The organism is Ancylothrix sp. D3o (genome assembly GCF_025370775.1).
GTDB lineage: Bacteria > Cyanobacteriota > Cyanobacteriia > Cyanobacteriales > Oscillatoriaceae > Ancylothrix.
Window position 1 is genome coordinate 1 of record NZ_JAMXEX010000043.1, and the last position, 16,444, is coordinate 16,444.

Genomic DNA, 16,444 nt, shown 5'->3' on the forward strand with positions numbered 1-16,444 from the left:
GACCACCAGAAAGACAAAGAACCATGCAACTGCCTGATGGTCGTAGATTAGCTTGGTCGGAATGGGGGCCGGTGGATGGTATTCCGGTGTTGTTTTGCACTGGGGCGGCCATGAGCAGTTGGTTGGGTTTTGGGGTGAACGAGCTTCCCACCCTTGATCTTAGGTTGATTGCAATTGACCGGCCTGGCTTGGGTTTATCAGACCCCTACCCAAACAAAACTTTGTCTTCTTGGGTGGAGGATATGAGAGAGTTTATTGGGTCTCAGAAACTCCAGAATGTTCTAGCTGTTGCTTTTTCTCAAGGAGCGCCGTTTGCTTTTGCTTTGGCCGCACAGAATTTGATAGAAGCGCTGGCAATTGTGTCGGGCCAGGACGATCTTACTCATCCAGATGTTTTACCCTTAGTACATCCAGATGTAAAAGGCATGATTGCTGCTATTGGCCAAGATGCCACAGGATTTGAGCAGCACTTTTCCCAAATTGCTACAGCAGAAGGGTTATGGCAATTAATTATAGGCATGAGTGCTCCACAAGATCGCCTAGTATATGAAAGTGAGCCATTTAGCCAAGCTTTTAGGAAAGCCTTGGAAGACGGTTTTTTACAAGGCGCACGAGGATACGCACGGGATCTTGTTAACGCGCTTAGTCCTTGGCATATAAAGCTAGAAGAAATTAGCATTCCTGTAGACCTCTGGTACGGGGGCTTGGATACCAGTACAGTTCACTCTCCTGATTTTGGTGCAACCTTGGTAAACCGATTATCTTTGGCAAAACGTATTTTTGAGCCGAACGAAGGTGGCTCTATTCTCTGGACAAAATCTGAGGAAATTTTATCAAAACTCAAATCTCATCTATTAATTGCATAAAATACTCTTCATAAATAATTGCATCTTATCACTAGCAATTAAACCGTACCATAATATTACTGGATAGTTTAACAATTTTATGTGGAAAACAAACGCTGAACTGTCCGCGAATAAACGAACAATTAAGTTTATCATTACTGAAGTCGGTTCACAGCTTCGTTTTTCAGATGTATTAAGACTGTTTTGTGATTCTGCTGGCTTTCGCCACTACTTTAGTGAAGAATTATTATCTGTGCCATTCAGTGCTTTTCGATGGGAAACACCTCCAGTTACAATCGCATCAATTGAGCGTAAATTTGAGTTTGTTATTATTGATAGCCCGGAATTATTACAGATGCCGGATGTTGGTACGTTTTCCAACTACTTCCAGTCTCATGCAGTTGATGATATAGCCGTGTTTCCTAACCTTGGAAAGGATGCGATTATGGTTGTGCCATGCCCGATTAACAGAGATTCTGCTTACGGACACATCGCCGAATTCCTTAGAAATGCCCCAGAACAGCAGCGGCATTCACTTTGGAAAACTGTAGGACAGGCGATGGTAGATCGTTTATCGGCAGAACCTATATGGCTCAACACCGCCGGTGCAGGTGTTGCGTGGCTGCATATCCGGCTAGATTCTCGACCGAAATATTATCATTATTTACCATATAAAATGCCACCGAGTAGAGTTATTTAAGTTACAAAAAGATAATTTTAATAAATATAGATGACGATAAATCAGCTTTATATTATTAACTTAATCAGTGTGTTTCCTCAGTAAGAGTTAAGCAATACCATCAACAGTTGGCCATCAACCAGCGCCAAAAACGGTCGTATCAACACTGACTACTGAGGAATAATCGCAGCACCATTGGTCATCGGCCACAGGGGAAAATTCGAGAATGACCGGCATCCAGTGGCCAAGCACAGAATCCTTGCCCACTAGGGAGCAATCCCAGGATCATCAGCCATTGGCTAATCCACACGATTTTTTAAAGGTTTTGTCACAAATTAGTGAAAGATTTAAGCAAGTGCCTCGCTCTCAAGTTAAAGTAGAGAATGGCTATCCAGTTTTATTACTTATTTTATTGATTTTCTTAAGTTTCCAGCTTTTGTAATTATAGAAGTTAAGTGAAGGTAGTGATGGATAACGCAAAAAATACTAAAAAAAGGGTTTTAGAGTTAGCTAAAAAAGTTTCGCTGTCAGGGACGATGGTTATAGTGTTTCTAGCAGAGCCGGCGATGGCCACACCTAAATTATTAAGGCCGGTTGTTGAAGAGAGTTTTGGTGGAGTTTTGATTTCTCAGGGGCCGATTGATTCTAACACTGCTAAACAAGTTTTTCAGGAGGGATTCCAATTACTTCAACAAGGAACAGCAGAATCACTGAGGCAGGCAATTCCTAAATTTGAAGAAGCTGCTAGACTCTATCGCCAAGCGGGCGACAAACGCTTAGAAGCCGTATCTCTTGTTTCCATCGGCTATATCTACAACTCCTTCGGAGAAAGGCATAAAGCCTTGGAATTCTACAACCAAGCTTTACCTCTATTTCGGGCAGTAGGAGATAGAAGTATGGAAGCTACTACTCTCAATAATATTGGCCTCGCCTATGATTCATTGGGAGAAAAGCAGAAAGCTTTGGAATTCTATAACCAAGCTTTACCCCTAAGAAGGGCGGTCGGAGATAAACGTGGAGAAGCTACTACCCTCAATAATCTTGGCAACCTCTACAACTTATTGGGAGAAAAGCAGGAGGCATTGGAATTCTACAACCAAGCTTTGCCTCTATTTCGGGCATTAGGGGATAGACGTGGAGAAGCTACTACCCTCAATAATCTTGGTAATCTCTATGACTCATTGGGAGAAAAGCAGAGAGCTTTGGAATTCTGCAACCAAGCATTGGCTCTATTTCGGGCAGTAGGCGATAGACGTGGAGAAGCCACTACTCTCACTGGTATTGCCCAAATCTACGACTCCCTCGGAGAAAAGCAGAAAGCCTTGGAATTCTATAATCAAGCTTTGCCAGTATTACGGGTGGTGGGGGATAGAGGTGTAGAAGCCACAACTCTCACTGGTATTGCCCAAGTCTATGACTCATTGGGAGAAAAGCAGAAGGCTTTGGAATTCTACAACCAAGCTTTGCCAGTATTACGGGTGGTGGGGGATAGACGTGGAGAAGCCATTACTCTCACTGGTATTGGTCTTGTTTATGATTCATGGGGAGAAAAACCGAAAGCTTTAGAATACTACAACCAAGCATTGCCCATAAGACGAGCGCTGGGAGATAGACGTGGGGAAGCCACTACTCTCAACAATCTTGGCAATCTCTACAACTCCCTTGGAGAAAAGCAGAAGGCTTTGGAATTCTATAACCAAGCTTTACCCCTATTACAGGCAGTGGGCGATAGACGTGGGGAAGCTACTACTCTCAATAATCTTGGCTATCTCTACTACTCATTAGGAGAGAAGCAGAAAGCCTTAGAATACTACAACCAAGCTTTGCCACTATTACGGGCGGTCGGGGATAAACGTGGGGAAGCCACTACTCTCAATAATATAGGCGCACTTTACGACTCCCTCAGAGAAAAGCAGAAAGCCTTGGAATTCTATAACCAAGCTTTACCCCTAAGACAGGGGGTGGGGGATAGACGTGGGGAAGCCACTACTCTCAATAATATAGGTGCACTTTACGACTTCCTCGGAGAAAAGCAGAAAGCTTTAGAGTTCTATAACCAAGCTTTGCCCCTACTACGGGCAGCGGGGGATAGACTGATGGAAGCCACTATTCTCAATAATTTTGGCAATGTCTATGACTCATTAGGACAAAAGCAGAAAGCCTTAGAATTTTACAACCAAGCATTACCCTTAAGACGGGCAGTGGGAGATAGAGAGGGGGAAGCGAATACACTTTATAATCTCGCTTACTTGGAACGTGATAGAGGTAATCTCAATACTGCACTCACCCAAATTGAATCTACTATCACTATTATTGAAGATCTACGCACAAAAATAGGCTCTCAAGAACTCCGGGCTTCCTACTTCGCCGCCGTCCAAAATTATTACCAGTTCTACATCGACGTCTTAATGCAATTGCATCAACAAAACCCCTCCCAAGGTTACGATGCTCATGCCTTCCACGCCAGCGAACGTGCCCGCGCTCGCAGTCTCTTAGAACTCCTCACCGAAGCCAGTGCAGATATCCGACAAGGCGTTGATCCTAAACTATTAGAACAAGAACAAATTTTGCAACAACAACTCAACACCTTTGATTACCAAAAATATCAACTCCTGAGCAACCAACATACCCAACAACAACTTGATGAAATTCAACAACAAATCAATTCTGTGCTGACTCAACTCGACCAACTCAAAGCTGAAATTCGTACCTCAAGTCCTCGCTACGCTGACCTCAAATATCCCCAACCTCTAAACTTACAAGAAATTCAACAGCAGGTACTTGATGACGATACTCTACTTTTAGAATATGCCTTGGGCGAAGACCGCAGCTTCCTATGGTTAATAAGCAAAAACAGCATTACCAGTTATGTTCTTCCCCCTCGCAGTGAAATTGAAACTGCTGCCCAAGCTTTCCGTCAATCTCTCACTTCAAGTGCAGCAAAACTCGAAAGCGGGCTTCCGCTGAGTCAGATAATTCTCGCTCCCGTTGCATCTCAAATCGCTAATAAGCGGTTATTGATTGTCGGGGATGGGGTATTGCAATCCGTACCGTTTGCCGCACTACCGCTACCAAACTCTTCCACAACTCCGCTTTTAGTACAAAACGAAATCATCACTCTTCCTTCTGCTTCAACAGTTGCTATTCAACGCCAACAATTGCAAAACCGGCCCGCTGCTGCTAAAACCATTGCCGTACTTGCTGACCCTATCTTCACTGCTAATGACCCTCGCCTCTCTAACATTGCCACCCAACCAACCCCTGAAACACTCAACAACTTGGCTCAGACTCGCGCCAGCCGTAACCTGGGTTTAGGTGATAGCGCTACAGTATTTGACCGTTTGCCAAATACTCGCATTGAAGCCCAGAAAATCCTCACCCTGGTTCCCAACACGGAACGGCTGGAAGCTTTGGATTTTGATGCTTCTTTGGCCAAGGCTACTGACCCCAACTTGGCTCAATATCAGATCGTCCACTTGGCAACTCATGGCTTAGTAGATCCAGTCAATCCTGAATTATCGGGCATTGTGCTATCTCTATTTGACCGGCAAGGAAAATCTCTTGATGGTTTCTTGCGCCTGCACGATATTTTTAACCTCAATTTACCTGCCGAATTGGTGGTACTCAGCGCGTGCGAAACCGGCCTGGGAGAAAATGTTAAAGGTGAAGGTTTAGTTGGTTTGACAAGAGGATTTATGTATGCCGGTGCTAAACGGGTAGTTGTTAGTTTATGGAGTGTCAATGACGTGGCGACTTCAGAATTAATGGTGAAATTTTACCATAAAATATTGCAAGAAAAGCAAAATCCGGTAACAGCATTGCGGGAGGCACAATTGGAAATGTGGAATTCGGGACAATGGCGTTCTCCTTACTACTGGGCAGCATTTACTATTCAAGGTGATTGGCAATGAGCGACAAATGAAGACCATTGATCTTTGACTATTGCTTATATGGGATTCATGGGTATAGGTAAAGCCGAGGTTTCTGTACAATAGGACAAACGTAAAGTTTTATGAAGAAATAGTAGGCTCAGGCTCGTACAAACGTTCCGCTCTCGTACAGACTTGAGACGGAAAATGCCTCTGTCCACCGGCCATTAACCAGTACCATCAGCCACCGGCTACAAACCAGCAGCCGCAACATAAACGAGAGTATTAGCCACCGGCCTCCGGCCACCAGGTCTCAATCTGTGAACCACCGGCCCCTCTATTCAACCGGCATCCGAGAGATTCAGCCCATCAACCAACCGATTAACAACCACATAACCACCGGCCCCCTACTCAAGCAACACCACCCCTGAGATTCAGACGTCACAGACAAGGCTTTTGGTACTTATCCAGTAACGGAATCTGTGACAAATTGCTCAAACTAAGTGGGGGGAATCGGCAGGGATTCGGAGATCCAACCGGCCCCCAAAGATGACAATACCAACCCCTCAATCCAACGGGCTTCCCCTCGGTTTAACCGGCCCCTTGGTTCAACCGGCCTCTGAATCCACCCGACTACCCCCCCGATCCATCTGTGACAATCGGCATCCAATTAGTTCGTCAAACCACCGGCTATCAGGTAGTAAAGATATTCCACCGACTCATCAACCCACCAGCATTGAGTACAGTCCCACCGACCACCGGCCATTAACCACTCTTCGAGACGAAGAGTGGCAATCGCGTACCACTAATCATAAGAATGTCCGTTTTGTGTTGCCGATGAATAACCATAGTTGATTTGCTGTTTTAGGAAACCAGAAAAAATAATATCCACACAAGGAATAAGGGGGAGTCGTCGGGAGTTGGGACACAGAAAAATTAAACCATAATATTTTTGACAGGCCGCTGCTGATGTTGAATGGTCTGATATTTAAAACAGGCCGGTGCCGGTGTTGAATAATTGGATATTAAAAATAGGTCGGTGCCGGTGTTGAAATCGTTGGATATTTTAGACAAACTGATGCCGGTGTTTAATTGTTGGATGTTTTAGACAAACTGGTGCCGGTGTTCAATAATTGGATATTTAAAACAGGCCGGTTCTCCCCAGGAAAGACCGGATGTTTTTAAGAGGCCGATGCCACCGTTGAATAATTGGATCTTTTAAAGACGCCGGTGCCACCGTTAAATAATTGGATCTTTTAAAGACGCCGGTACCACTATTCAATAGTTGAGTTTTTAGACAGGCCGGTGCCGATGTTGAAATCTTCGGATGTTTTAGATAGGCCGATGCCGATATTGAATGATCGGATATTTGAAACAGGCCGGTGTTCAATGGCGGGATATTTTAAAGAGGCCGGTGCTCCCCTGGAAAGGCCGGATATTTAAAAGAGGCCGGTGCCACCTTATAAATAGTCGGATATTTTAGACAGACCGATGCCACCGTTCAATAGTTGAATCTGGCATCCTCCGCCACCGACTCGGAAATTTAGCCAGTGTCGGTGCCGGTGTAAAACATAATTTTTGCCAGTGGCTTTAGAGAAAATTTCGAGATATCCCAGAATTTAGCATCATCGTTATTTTCTCAGTTACCCTGAAAAATTTTATAATTTTACTCCACGCTGGAATATTGGGGAGCCACTAAATATTTTTTACTCCACGAATTGGCGGAGATTTGGTTTAATGAAACTATTCTTCAGTAGTGGCGGAGGAAAAAAATATGGATGAAAGACAGTGGCTCAATAGAATCAAGCCTAATCAACAGGCAAGCCAGATTATAAGGAGTACAAACCAGAACCCCGCTAGTAGCCAGCTTGGGGAACAAATAGGAAGCTTCCTAATGAAACACATTCCCTTAGAAATCACTGAAATACCGAAAAAAGATGAACACTATAAAGTACGGAACAAACAATTTGTTGATAGCTTTTGCCGGAAGTGGATTCCCCGCTTATATGGGATCAACGAATACAATCCCCAATACCGAACTGCTTGCCTGTGTGAATTCATTCGTTGGTATGTCATATTTGGGATTGCCATAAACTACAACACCGCCAAAGCTCATTGGTACTGGGAAGCCGAGACACAAGGCAGCGTACCAGACAAATTAAGAATGGTGGCCGGTTTTGCTGACATTATCTACTCAATCCTCTGGGGTTTGGGAATCAAACTACGCTACCGCATTCAAACTTTCTGAATTCTGCTGTGGCCGACTCTACTGGACGACGACACCGACAGCCTGCTAAAGTCCTCCCAAAAAATGAGAAAAGGGCTTGACAAAATTCAAGATTGTTTAATACTCCCCTCTGAAAATAAGATGCTCTCAAAAAACGAGAAAACCTCTTGACAAATTTCGGATAAAGGGTTCTACAGATTAAGAAAAATAAATGGTATTTAGGTAAAGAAAATCGCTCTCAAAAAACGTGAGAACCCCTTGTCAACTTAAGTTTGGGGAGTTTTAATAAATATCACCACTGAAACTGCGGTTCTGATCCGAAACCAATCTGGGTTTCTACGACAGCCAACTAGCTTTCTGAGAAAGTTGGGTTCGCTTTTAGTAAAACTGAGCCAAGTATTTAGCGAAAGCCAACCGAAAGCCAACCGAAAGCTAAGGAAATGCCAATTGAAAGGGCAGGTTCAGTATTAAATTTTTTACGGGGAGGAACTAATAGGATGAATGCCTAAAATACCCAGAGCAATTTTGTACAAATATGGGGGATTCAGTAGAAGCCAGCTTTGCAATTTATTGGATATTTCCTACCCCACCTTAAGAAAATGGGTAAAAGAATGCCAACTACCAATCGAAGATTACGGCAGAGCTAACGAACCATTCTCATGCGTAGATGTGTTGACGATTATCTATGCGTGGGTAGGAATTCAGGTTTTCTCGTACTCCTACAACAAATACCGAACAAAGGTGGTGGATGCCGGCCATGCAAGATCCTTTGAAGTAGTGTTCAAAGAGAGAACAGGGGGAGGCGATTTAAGAGCAGCGTTAACCGCTATCTTGCCAGAAATCACACATTCGGGCCATCAACAAGCCCTCAAATATTTACTAGACCACTTGAAGGAGCAAGAGAATGAGAATCGTAGAAATAGCAACGCAGCTAAAAACGGACAAACTACAGGTAGAACAAGCGTGTACAGTGCTTGGCCTGCAAGTTGATAGTAAGGGTAATATTGATGGCAGTTCCAGGGTTTTTGGAAAGGCAATTGATGTAGCCAGTGTATTCACATCCCTACAAGAACAACTGTTAAAAGCAAATGCTGAGGGGAACAATTACACGCTGGTAGACATTGCTCAATTGATGGTCGATAGTTACACCGGCCCCCAAGTATCCACCAAACCACAAGCCCCCACAACAGACAAATTCACTTTAGATAAACACTTTGAGGAGACGTATGGTGTAAAACCGGCTGAGTTAGTAGAGGGAAGCCGGCTGCATCTGCTCTATGAGAAGTTGAAGAGAGAACGGGGCACCGGCATCTATTTGCTGGGTGAAACTTATCGGATGTGGTTGGCAGAAGCAGAAGCAGCCCAAGAAGGCCGGTTAGATATTGAGATAGAAGAGGGTGACGACGAAAAAAAAAGGGAACTCGCCGTATTGGCAGCAGAAGATATGGAATATCTGGGGAACATTATCCAGACAGCGATAACAGAAACTCCGAGAGCATTTGGACGGCGGTTAATCACCGGCTCCTCTCCGAGTTCAGTCAAACAAATCAGCGGCTCGCCCACGAATTTACCAGACGATTACGCACAGAATTTTATGAACTTGTAGAAAGTCGGTTAATCGAAATTCAAGACGAAGCTAACAGAGAAAACCGATTTCTACAACAAGAACTCGAACTAACTGAAGAGGAGCTTTATAAGAAGGCACAAACTCATGGCCTTCTTACCACCGGCAGCACAGCAATTTCAATGATGGTGGGTGGAACCACCGGCCCTCTCGTTTTCCCCAATCCTACCCCATCGATCTCAATTGCTGCCGGTGGCATCCTCATCGGTATTCCATTGGCCGCTGTATTAACTTTCATCCTCAACAAGATTATGTGGAGACAAGATTATGACGACTGACCAAACCAAAAAACTATCGGCTGAGGTTTACTCTCTCAAAACAGATTGTCAGCCACATCCGAGAACTCATTAATAACAGCCAGGCCGGTGATGAATTTGTGGGAGAAATTCTTAAACAATATCAAAGCGGCATAATACCAACGGCCCAATGGTATGTGGAAAAGTTGGCAACCCAAGATAATGAGGCCGTCCCCAACAATTTAGATTACGAAGTGATTGGTACGTTAATTGAAGGGTTCGTGGCCTTCCTCAAAGACAAACATAATCTTCAAACTCAACCATAATCATGTCACCCTACCAACCTCAATCAGAGCTTGATTCTTTCAAGTTAGGGGAAAACCAAGCCTTCCAGTTCTTCGATACCTCCCCAGCGGATATTGTAGAAATCGAAGCAGAAGAAATTATCAGCAATTCCTCTACCAATCAATCTACAGCTACCTCCCACAGTACAGTCACATTCGTTGCCAAAACACGCACTCCCTGGTTAATGGTGATTGCCGGTGGAACCCTTGTCAGTATTGCGTGCATTAGTTTCTTCCTACTCGGATTAAACACCGGCCTCAAACTTAACCAAACCCAACCGATTCATTACAACAAATAAGGAGAAAATCATGTTTGGATTATTAGATAAAGCTATGTCTGTTGCCACCGGCGCCATGATGGGATATCTAGTTTCAATACCAGGACTGGCTACTGTTGGTGCAATGAACATTGGAGGGGTGATAGGAGCCGCCACTCTTATGGTTAATCCCACCTTAATTTTCATGTCATTTACCCTGGGAGCAATTCTTTTATCACCCTTCTTTTTAGAGTGGGGTGCAGAAGAAAAGTCGGTACCTCCTAATTCAGTAGAACGAGTGTGGGCTAGTGTGAAAATCAGGAATTGAAGAGGGTAAAATGTACGACCTAAATGCAGCAGGATTTATTCACGATCCGCCACGCGATCACCCATTGGGTAAACAGCAACCTCAAAACGAGCCTACGATTTTCTTTGCAAAGACTCATCAAACGGATAATGAACCAACATCATTAGGAGACAGGACAAACAAACGGAAAGAGGAAACGCAGCGCCAAAAGCTACTAATCTTCTTGATGTGTTGCTTCTCTGTATTTGCTGCTCTTAGCACTGCCGGTGTTCTCTTAATGGGTACGCCAAACCAAACAATTGCCGAAGGTTCACCCGAACTAATTGGGGAATTGGATGCTAATAAAGCCTTACTAGAAAGCTTGGTTGTCACTGACTTTAAACCAAATGTAACGAGCAGTAATTCAGTGGGGGAACTGCAAAAGCTATGGTTGAATATTAGTTCCAAAGAACGCTCAACAGCGAAAGACCGGCTAAGTAAGTCTGGTGATATTTGTAACGCTTCTAACCAAACAATTACCACCTGTCTTTACCAAAGACAAGCAGAAGCAATTCAACCGTTAATCTGGCGGATTGCTGCCGGTGAAAAGTTTGCCCTCGTTAGTCTGGATAAACCACTCAAACTGACCAAAGATAAAAAACTAAATCCCAGTAGTGCGGAAACACCGGCTTATCCAGAATTAGCGATGTTCACGGCATTAGGTTGGTTAATGGGGAATAACCAAGCCAATTACGAAACCGCGTATGATTTTGAGCTTGGGTTAGCTGAACTGGAAACTTTACAGGGCGATCTAGCAGCAGCCCGTACAACGAGATTAGCTTCTGAGAACCGAGTAGATGCAGCAACGCGACTGAAACAAATTAACAACTGGACAGCGAAACAATTAGAGGATTTCCGTAAGGAACAAGCCTTGAAGAAACCTCAAAAATAAGGAGGGTGCAAAATGAACAAAGTTGTAACATCGGGGGTGCAAATAATCTTGGGGACAATTTTAATTATTTGTGCCATGCTCCCCCAAGAAAAACAGATAATAGACCCAACCAAAACCAAACAAGACCTTCCTCAGAAGACGAGTATCCCTTTCGCTGGTTTAATTGCCGGTGCCGGTGTATTTATCACTCTCAAAGGGTTGGGCGAATTATATTTTGGATGGGTGAAAGCCGACGATCCACAAGAGAGCCAACAGCCAGACCAGCAATCACAATACCGCAGTCCACCGGCCTATCAACAACCCCATTCAGCACAACCGGCCTACCAAAACCGCCAATCTCAACCAGTACCACTGGCTTATCAAAACCGACAATCTCAAACAGTACCATCGGCCTACCAAAACCGCCCATCTCAAGCAGTACCACCGGCCGGCTCCAATCGCCAATCTCAACCCACTTATCACCAATCCCAACAAACCTATCACCAATCTCAACGAGTACAACCGGCCTACCAAAACCACCAACAACCAGTATCACCGGCCTACCCAAATCACCAACGCTACCCTTTCCCAAACAACGAGCAACCAGGCAACTACCCACAACCAAACTATCAACTTTCCCACGAACCATCGCCATTTGAGGAAGATTTGTGGGACACGCAAGCTAACACTATTGAGGACGAACCTCTAACTTTTCACAATCTACCCGTACACGAACAATCCCAAAGGGGGCCGGTTGACCAACCATTTTCTACTGCGGATAAGGGTACAAGCCGGGGGCCGGTTGATCACAACTTTTCTACTGTGGATGCCGGTGCCACAAAACGGGGGCCGGTTGACCACACATTTCTGGATGAAACTGCTGGATATAGTTATGCCGCTGCCGGTGTAACCAAAGGGGAAACTGAACATACCATTCTTCTAACCGAGCAACTCAAACATAATATTTTGAGTTGGGTATTATCGGGACTCCCTGGTGCCGGGAAAACCACAATATTGAGGGCTTGGTTAGCTGAAACTGTAAAGTACAGTAAAGACGTTCAATTTTTCATCAACGGCTGGAAGGGGGATGATTGGCTAGGTTTGACTGCTATCCCTGGTGTTTACAAACGTAACTACCGAGATAGGAGCAATCAACCAGTATTAGATGGCTTCTTTTCCCAAGTAAATGCCGTATCCAACATTTTGCATCAACGCCTTCCTCTAGCGGAAAATCAAAGGAATAATCTTCCTAAAGTTTGGTTAGTTTTAGATGACTTTTTTGCCACCTCTAACATTCTAAACCGGGCCAGAAAAGAATTAGCGGAAGCTTGGGAAACTGCCAAAGGACAAATGGGTGAAATAATTACATTAGGTCGGGAAGTTGGAGTGGGTTTATGCGTTGCTACTCAAAGTCTAAATGTCCAAAGTCTAGGATGTGATGATGCCAATATTCGGGGTTGTCTAGGAATTTGTGCCCTTGGGAAAATCTATACAGATTCTAATGGCAGAAGAGAGGGTGGGTACAGCCCAATCACAAATGCCTGGAAGAACACCTATATTATCCCCAGCGAATATGTCAACCAAATTACAACCAGCTTCAACAAATTAAGACCGCTTAGTGAGCGCACTGGATATGCCATTGCCTTAACCACTTTTGGGGAACCGGCTATAGGACTGTTTACGGAAGATTTATCGTGGGTCAAAGATTACAAAATCCCAGTTAATGTATCGCCTCCCACCGGATCTAATGTCGTCAGATTTCCCGCAGAAACCAACAGAACCTCACCTATCCCAGACGATGAATTAGAGGATGATCCGCTGGAGGAATTAGAGGATGAATTGTCTACACCAGAAGATACGAGGTTCATCCAATAAATCCCCCACTTCATCAAGGAATTTATGCGTTTATCAAATCTTTTTGGCCAGCAATATACTAGCCAGCCCTTCAACAAAGCTCCTCCCCATTCCTCCCCTCTAATTGAAACCACAACTTTTTTCACACTACACAATTCACGGGAGAAAAATATGGCATCACAACGTAATCCTAATGTTCCTAATTCTAATATCGGCAAAGAGGAAGTATATCCTCAGTCAGTGGATCACACATTTGTGGATGAATCTGCCGGTGTAGCAAAATGGGGGCCGGTTAACCACACATTTGTGGATGACAATGCTGGATATAGTTATGTTGCTGCCGGTGGAACCACAGGGGAAGCAGATCAACCCATTATTCTAACCGAGCAATTAAAACATAATATTCTCAGTTGGGTATTATGTGGTGTCGATAAAAGCCCCCTCCTACTAGCTTGGTTAGCGCAAACTGTAAAACATAGTAAAAAAAATGTCCAAGTTTTCATTAATGGTTGGAAGGGGGATGATTGGCTAGGGCTGGCTGCTATTCCTGGTGTTTATAAGCGCAATTACCGTGATAGAAATCGCCAACCGATTTTAGATGGCTTTTTTTCCCAAGTGGATGCTGTATCTGATATTTTGCATCAACGCTTAGGATTACCAGAGAACCAAAGGAAGAATCTTCCTAAAGTTTGGTTAGTGTTGGATGATTTTTTTGCCACTTCTAACGCCTTAAACAAAGCTAAGAAAGAGTTAGCTGAAGCTTGGGAAAGTGCCAAAGCCCAGATGGGTGAAATTATTACATTAGGTCGTGAGGTAGGTGTTGGTTTATGTGTGGCCACCCAAAGCTTGAATGTCCAAACCCTCGGATGTGATGATGCCAATATTCGCGGATGTTTAGGAATCTGTGCGCTTGGCAAAATCTATACAGATGCCGGTAGGAAAGAGGGAGGCTATAGCCCAATCACTAATGCTTTGAAGAATACCTATATCATCCCCAGCGAATATGTAGGCCAAATTACAAGCAGTTTCAACAAATTAAGGCCAATCAGCGAACGTACCGGATATGCTATTGCCCTCACCACTTTTGGCGAACCGAGCATTGGACTATTCACTGAAGATTTGTCGTGGGTAAGAGATTATAAAATACCCGTCAATATGTCGCTTCCCACCGGCTCTAATGTTGTCAAATTTCCCACAGAACCCACTAAACCTTCACCAATTACACCAGGTAACTTTGATGAGTCGGAGGATGAGTTAGACGACTTAAATGATGAATCTACTCCAGAACAATTTATCCATTAAAGAGCTTCCTCTTCAATAGTTTACCGACTTTGAATAATTGAAACCACACCCCAATAACGGAGAAAAATATGGCACCGCAACGAAATCCGAACTTCCCTAACCAAAACCCTAATTTTGGTCAAGATGAAGTTTATCCTACTTGGACAATGCCGGCCCCTGATAGTAATAATGTCACGATTGTCTATGAACCAGATGGTAAAGGGAATATGACGGTTTATGAGACAAAAACTGTCGTTGTCAAAGAGCCCCTCAGCAACTACAGTTCTCGGAATCCCAAGCTATTCAGGTCTCATGCCGGTGGGATGTTTAAAGCACTGGTGAAACAACCACTTTCTAGCGCAGAAACAATCTTTGCCGTTATTGGGTTTGTGTTCACCTTATGGCTAATTGTTGTGATCGGGTGGCGTGGGGTAACTTCTTCTCAAGCAAAAGCTACAAAAACTAATTCCCCTACACCGGCCTCAATTTGGTTCAGATAATGGAAGCTGTCAAAAGGTGGTGGGGTTGCCTTAACCCCACAATGAAACTGTTAGTCGTCATTGCAATAACTTCATTTATTTTGAACTTAGTGAAACCAGGACGACTAACTTACTTGGGAGAGGAGTCAGTAAGAAATGGTATTCGTGAAATTCAAACTTCTACTCCCTCCAACAATAGTGATTCTTCACCTGGTGGTAGTCCGAGAAAAGATGCAAAAGCAGCGTGTGCAATATCAGATTTCTTTGGCAGAACAATTGACGTTTGCAAGGAGGAGAAATGAAACTCAAGTTTACTGTGGAGACAACTTATGAGGGTACTCCACTGGCACCCCCCACCACCGAAATACCAGAGTCACCGTGTAGTGATAGTGCCACAGGAGATTACCAAGCATCGATGCCAGCATCCCGAAACCCCCACTACCAACAGGATTATCAATATCCACCGGCTCCAGCACCACCGCCACCGACATATCCACCCTCGGCACCACCACCACCACCACCGGCACCGCCATATCCACCACCACCATTGGCATCACAATATGCAGCATCTCCGCCATATCCACCGGCGCCACCACCACCAGCAGTCCCTCACCCATATCCACCGGCGCCACCACCACCAGCAGTCCCTCACCCATATCCGCCACCGGCACCGCAATATCCGCCACCGCCATATCCATATCCGCCACCGCCGTACTATCCCCCAACATCACCGCCACCAGCAGTCCCCCACCCATACCTACCGCCACATCCACCGGCACATTCATATCCACCGCCACCAGCAGCCCCTCCACTTCCCCTGACTCCACCAAGTGTTCTTGAAATCAACTCTGCCGAGAAAAACGCAGCTATTCTGATTGTCTGTTTGGTTGGATTGCAACTGTTGCCGGTGCCAACCTGGGAAAAGATAGAAAATTTACCACCGGCTCAAATACTGCGTTCCATCATCAACCCAGAACAAACGGTTAAACAATCTAAACAATCCATCCCAGTTTCATCAAATGGCCCACCCATTTTCCCCTTAGCTGGGGTATCGGGAAAAGAGGCGGTGGCCGGTAGTATCCCTGGTGATTGCCGGCCTCTGGGGGGCTGCACTAGAAAACACGCCGGTGTTGATTATAAAGCTAGTCCAGGGACTCCGGTACTGGCAATTGAAGGGGGAACAGTTAATGAGGTCAAGCCCGATTCTCCTGTTGGTGGAATTATTGGAATTAAATCGGCCCACTTAGATGAAGTTTATCGGTATGTACACTTAAACCGTGATTCGGTGCGGCCATTTAAAGTTGGTGATTTTGTAGAAAAAGGAAGTGTTATTGGTTTAATCGGCCCTACTTTCCTTGGTTCTTCAGGGCCACACGGTCACTTTGAAAGATACCTGGCCGGCCAATTAGATTGGAAAGTCCATGAACACCTGAAAACAGCAATTGCTCTCCCCAAACCATGAAACCCAATACTATTGCCTGGGGTGCATTAGGAATTTTAAGCTTCGCAATCTCCACAAATCCTGCAACCAC

Annotated in this window: 19 protein-coding genes; 17 read left to right on the plus strand and 2 right to left on the minus strand. The window is 44.6% G+C overall.

Annotation, left to right across the window (positions count from 1 at the left end):
- The 9 genes from NG798_RS25385 to NG798_RS25425 all read left to right on the plus strand — a co-directional run.
- Nucleotides 1–866: alpha/beta fold hydrolase (locus NG798_RS25385; RefSeq protein ID WP_261226512.1), on the plus strand; the 866-nt coding region annotated here is incomplete at its 5' end.
- A gap of 79 nt (nucleotides 867–945) precedes the next feature.
- Nucleotides 946–1,545 (plus strand): DUF6940 family protein, encoded by a 600-nt coding sequence (locus NG798_RS25390; RefSeq protein WP_261226513.1) that lies wholly within the window; start codon nucleotides 946–948, stop codon nucleotides 1,543–1,545.
- 205 nt (nucleotides 1,546–1,750) lie between these two features.
- Nucleotides 1,751–1,966: a hypothetical protein gene (locus NG798_RS25395; protein WP_261226514.1), complete on the plus strand. Its 216-nt coding sequence runs from the start codon at nucleotides 1,751–1,753 to the stop codon at nucleotides 1,964–1,966.
- Between the two features lie 25 nt (nucleotides 1,967–1,991).
- On the plus strand, nucleotides 1,992–5,435 hold the full coding sequence (locus NG798_RS25400; protein ID WP_261226515.1) for a CHAT domain-containing tetratricopeptide repeat protein: 3,444 nt from the start codon (nucleotides 1,992–1,994) through the stop codon (nucleotides 5,433–5,435).
- A gap of 507 nt (nucleotides 5,436–5,942) precedes the next feature.
- A complete protein-coding gene (locus NG798_RS25405; RefSeq protein ID WP_261226516.1) occupies nucleotides 5,943–6,248 on the plus strand; it encodes a hypothetical protein in 306 nt (101 codons plus the stop codon).
- A 456-nt stretch (nucleotides 6,249–6,704) separates the two neighbouring features.
- Entirely contained in the window at nucleotides 6,705–6,836 is a 132-nt protein-coding gene (locus tag NG798_RS25410) for a hypothetical protein (protein ID WP_261226517.1), read from the plus strand.
- Between the two features lie 451 nt (nucleotides 6,837–7,287).
- Nucleotides 7,288–7,641, plus strand: a complete 354-nt coding sequence (locus tag NG798_RS25415; protein WP_261226518.1) for a hypothetical protein — start codon at nucleotides 7,288–7,290, stop codon at nucleotides 7,639–7,641.
- Nucleotides 7,642–8,121: 480 nt separating this feature from the next.
- Nucleotides 8,122–8,610, plus strand: a complete 489-nt coding sequence (locus NG798_RS25420) for a hypothetical protein (RefSeq protein WP_261226519.1) — start codon at nucleotides 8,122–8,124, stop codon at nucleotides 8,608–8,610.
- The gene (locus NG798_RS25425) at nucleotides 8,525–9,226 is read left to right on the plus strand and encodes a hypothetical protein (RefSeq protein ID WP_261226520.1); all 702 of its coding nucleotides are present in this window, start codon (nucleotides 8,525–8,527) and stop codon (nucleotides 9,224–9,226) included. Before NG798_RS25420 ends, NG798_RS25425 begins: the two co-directional genes overlap by 86 nt.
- Nucleotides 9,227–9,329: 103 nt before the next feature.
- Here the strand turns inward: NG798_RS25425 and NG798_RS25430 are convergent, their stop codons facing one another.
- Entirely contained in the window at nucleotides 9,330–9,482 is a 153-nt protein-coding gene (locus NG798_RS25430; protein WP_261226521.1) for a hypothetical protein, read from the minus strand.
- A gap of 138 nt (nucleotides 9,483–9,620) precedes the next feature.
- Here NG798_RS25430 and NG798_RS25435 point away from each other — a divergent pair, with 138 nt between their 5' ends.
- The 7 genes from NG798_RS25435 to NG798_RS25465 all read left to right on the plus strand — a co-directional run bounded on the left by NG798_RS25435 (nucleotide 9,621) and on the right by NG798_RS25465 (nucleotide 14,933).
- Nucleotides 9,621–9,806, plus strand: a complete 186-nt coding sequence (locus tag NG798_RS25435) for a hypothetical protein (protein WP_261226522.1) — start codon at nucleotides 9,621–9,623, stop codon at nucleotides 9,804–9,806.
- Between the two features lie 2 nt (nucleotides 9,807–9,808).
- The gene (locus NG798_RS25440; RefSeq protein ID WP_261226523.1) at nucleotides 9,809–10,123 is read left to right on the plus strand and encodes a hypothetical protein; all 315 of its coding nucleotides are present in this window, start codon (nucleotides 9,809–9,811) and stop codon (nucleotides 10,121–10,123) included.
- Between the two features lie 10 nt (nucleotides 10,124–10,133).
- Complete coding sequence (locus NG798_RS25445) at nucleotides 10,134–10,409, plus strand: hypothetical protein (protein WP_261226524.1); 276 nt, start codon at nucleotides 10,134–10,136, stop codon at nucleotides 10,407–10,409.
- Nucleotides 10,410–10,419: 10 nt separating this feature from the next.
- Nucleotides 10,420–11,319: a hypothetical protein gene (locus tag NG798_RS25450; RefSeq protein ID WP_261226525.1), complete on the plus strand. Its 900-nt coding sequence runs from the start codon at nucleotides 10,420–10,422 to the stop codon at nucleotides 11,317–11,319.
- A 12-nt stretch (nucleotides 11,320–11,331) separates the two neighbouring features.
- Nucleotides 11,332–13,173, plus strand: a complete 1,842-nt coding sequence (locus NG798_RS25455; RefSeq protein WP_261226526.1) for a hypothetical protein — start codon at nucleotides 11,332–11,334, stop codon at nucleotides 13,171–13,173.
- 150 nt (nucleotides 13,174–13,323) lie between these two features.
- Entirely contained in the window at nucleotides 13,324–14,454 is a 1,131-nt protein-coding gene (locus NG798_RS25460; RefSeq protein WP_261226527.1) for a hypothetical protein, read from the plus strand.
- Nucleotides 14,455–14,522: 68 nt separating this feature from the next.
- Complete coding sequence (locus NG798_RS25465; protein ID WP_261226528.1) at nucleotides 14,523–14,933, plus strand: hypothetical protein; 411 nt, start codon at nucleotides 14,523–14,525, stop codon at nucleotides 14,931–14,933.
- A 290-nt stretch (nucleotides 14,934–15,223) separates the two neighbouring features.
- On the opposite strand, the gene NG798_RS25470 is transcribed toward NG798_RS25465, so the two are convergent.
- Nucleotides 15,224–15,739 carry a hypothetical protein gene (locus NG798_RS25470; RefSeq protein ID WP_261226529.1) on the minus strand — a complete coding sequence of 172 codons (516 nt, stop codon included), beginning with the start codon at nucleotides 15,737–15,739 and terminating at the stop codon, nucleotides 15,224–15,226.
- A 56-nt stretch (nucleotides 15,740–15,795) separates the two neighbouring features.
- On the opposite strand from NG798_RS25470, the gene NG798_RS25475 reads away from it, so the two are divergent.
- On the plus strand, nucleotides 15,796–16,374 hold the full coding sequence (locus NG798_RS25475) for a M23 family metallopeptidase (RefSeq protein ID WP_261226530.1): 579 nt from the start codon (nucleotides 15,796–15,798) through the stop codon (nucleotides 16,372–16,374).
- Nucleotides 16,375–16,444 lie beyond the last annotated feature (70 nt).

Bases quoted from the DNA above. Each gene is read 5' to 3' on its own strand.
- NG798_RS25390 (WP_261226513.1), top strand. From the start codon at position 946: ATGTGGAAAACAAACGCTGAACTGTCCGCGAATAAACGAACAATTAAG.
- NG798_RS25395 (WP_261226514.1), top strand. From the start codon at position 1,751: ATGACCGGCATCCAGTGGCCAAGCACAGAATCCTTGCCCACTAGGGAG.
- NG798_RS25400 (WP_261226515.1), top strand. From the start codon at position 1,992: ATGGATAACGCAAAAAATACTAAAAAAAGGGTTTTAGAGTTAGCTAAA.
- NG798_RS25405 (WP_261226516.1), top strand. From the start codon at position 5,943: ATGACAATACCAACCCCTCAATCCAACGGGCTTCCCCTCGGTTTAACC.
- NG798_RS25410 (WP_261226517.1), top strand. From the start codon at position 6,705: ATGTTGAAATCTTCGGATGTTTTAGATAGGCCGATGCCGATATTGAAT.
- NG798_RS25415 (WP_261226518.1), top strand. From the start codon at position 7,288: ATGAAACACATTCCCTTAGAAATCACTGAAATACCGAAAAAAGATGAA.
- NG798_RS25420 (WP_261226519.1), top strand. From the start codon at position 8,122: ATGCCTAAAATACCCAGAGCAATTTTGTACAAATATGGGGGATTCAGT.
- NG798_RS25425 (WP_261226520.1), top strand. From the start codon at position 8,525: ATGAGAATCGTAGAAATAGCAACGCAGCTAAAAACGGACAAACTACAG.
- NG798_RS25430 (WP_261226521.1), bottom strand. From the start codon at position 9,482: ATGAAAGTTAATACAGCGGCCAATGGAATACCGATGAGGATGCCACCG.
- NG798_RS25440 (WP_261226523.1), top strand. From the start codon at position 9,809: ATGTCACCCTACCAACCTCAATCAGAGCTTGATTCTTTCAAGTTAGGG.
- NG798_RS25445 (WP_261226524.1), top strand. From the start codon at position 10,134: ATGTTTGGATTATTAGATAAAGCTATGTCTGTTGCCACCGGCGCCATG.
- NG798_RS25450 (WP_261226525.1), top strand. From the start codon at position 10,420: ATGTACGACCTAAATGCAGCAGGATTTATTCACGATCCGCCACGCGAT.
- NG798_RS25455 (WP_261226526.1), top strand. From the start codon at position 11,332: ATGAACAAAGTTGTAACATCGGGGGTGCAAATAATCTTGGGGACAATT.
- NG798_RS25460 (WP_261226527.1), top strand. From the start codon at position 13,324: ATGGCATCACAACGTAATCCTAATGTTCCTAATTCTAATATCGGCAAA.
- NG798_RS25465 (WP_261226528.1), top strand. From the start codon at position 14,523: ATGGCACCGCAACGAAATCCGAACTTCCCTAACCAAAACCCTAATTTT.